Genomic DNA, 1,671 nt, shown 5'->3' on the forward strand with positions numbered 1-1,671 from the left:
CGACCTCGGTCTCGGCGCCCGGGAGCTCGCGGCCGCCGCACGCGCTGGCCGCCTGCTGCGCCTGCCGGGGGAGGTCGTCCTCCTCCCGGACGCCCCCGCCCGCGCGATGCGGGAGCTCGCCGCCCTCCCGCAGCCGTTCACCCTCAGTGTGGCCCGGCAGGCGCTCGGCACCACGCGGCGGGTGGCGGTCCCGCTGCTGGAGCACCTCGACGGCCGAGGCTGGACCCGCCGGGTGGACGGCCAGCAGCGCGAGGTCGTCCGCTGACGGGCCGCGCTCGTCGCCTCCCGACGCCCCTCGTCCCACCCGCTGCCTGTCCCACATCTGGGACACCTCGCCCCGCCCCCACCTGCCGCCCCGGCGCGACGGCTGGTGGAATGGCCGCACCAGCGCCGGGGTGCACCCACCACCGGCCACCGGGCCTCGCCCGGCCGACCGAGTCGAAGGAGACACCCATGGAAGGCGCCCGCCCCGTCCGCGCCCCGCGCGGCACCGAGCTGACCTGCAAGAGCTGGCAGACCGAGGCCCCGCTGCGCATGCTCATGAACAACCTCGACCCGGAGGTCGCCGAGCGCCCGGACGACCTCGTGGTCTACGGCGGCACCGGCCGCGCGGCCCGCTCCTGGGAGGCCTTCGACGCCATCGTGGCCAGCCTCAAGGAGCTCGAGGACGACGAGACCCTCCTGGTGCAGTCCGGCAAGCCGGTCGGCGTCATCCGCACCAACGTGTGGGCCCCCCGCGTGCTCATCGCCAACTCCAACCTCGTGGGCGACTGGGCCACCTGGGAGCACTTCCGCAAGCTCGAGGCCGAGGGCCTCATGATGTACGGCCAGATGACGGCCGGCTCGTGGATCTACATCGCCACCCAGGGCATCCTCCAGGGCACCTACGAGACCTTCGCCGCGGTGGCCACCAAGCGCTTCGGTGGCACCCTCGCAGGCACCATCACCCTCACCGGTGGATGCGGTGGCATGGGTGGCGCGCAGCCGCTGGCCGTCACCCTCAACGACGGCGTGTGCCTCATCGTGGACGTGGACCGCACCCGCCTGGAGCGCCGCGTGGGCAAGCGCTACCTGCACGAGATCGCCGACGACCTGGACGACGCCATCGCCCGGGCCAACAAGGCCAAGGAGGAGAAGCGCGGCCTGTCCATCGGCATCGTCGGCAACGCGGCCGAGGTGTTCCCGGCCCTGCTCGAGCGCCACAAGGCCGGCGACCTGCAGATCGACGTCGTCACCGACCAGACCTCCGCCCACGACCCGCTGAGCTACCTGCCGGTCGAGTTCACGATGGAGAACTGGCACGCCGAGGCGGAGAAGGACCCGGAGGGCTTCACGAAGAAGGCCCAGTCCGCCATGGCCGCCCACGTCAAGGCGATGGTGGAGTTCCAGGACGCGGGCGCCGAGGTGTTCGACTACGGCAACTCCATCCGCGACGAGGCGCGCAAGGCCGGGTACGACCGGGCGTTCGAGTTCCCCGGCTTCGTGCCGGCCTACATCCGCCCGCTGTTCTGCGAGGGGCTCGGCCCGTTCCGCTGGGTGGCGCTCTCGGGCGACCCGGAGGACATCAAGGTGACCGACCAGGCCCTCAAGGAGCTCTTCCCCGAGGACGAGAAGCTCCACAAGTGGCTGGACGCCGCCGACGAGTTCGTGGAGTTCGAGGGGCTGCCGGCG

General features: G+C 72.5%; 2 protein-coding genes. Both read left to right on the forward strand.

Translation table 11 applies throughout. The features are described from left to right. The coding region (locus tag HMPREF3099_RS05645) for a SelB domain-containing protein (RefSeq protein ID WP_202816701.1) at positions 1 to 265 on the forward strand (265 nt) is incomplete at its 5' end. A 188-nt stretch (positions 266 to 453) separates the two neighbouring features. Continuing rightward, positions 454 to 1,671: urocanate hydratase (locus HMPREF3099_RS05650; RefSeq protein ID WP_070705097.1), on the forward strand; the 1,218-nt coding region annotated here is incomplete at its 3' end.

Source organism: Kytococcus sp. HMSC28H12 (assembly GCF_001816045.1).
Lineage (GTDB): Bacteria > Actinomycetota > Actinomycetes > Actinomycetales > Dermatophilaceae > Kytococcus > Kytococcus schroeteri.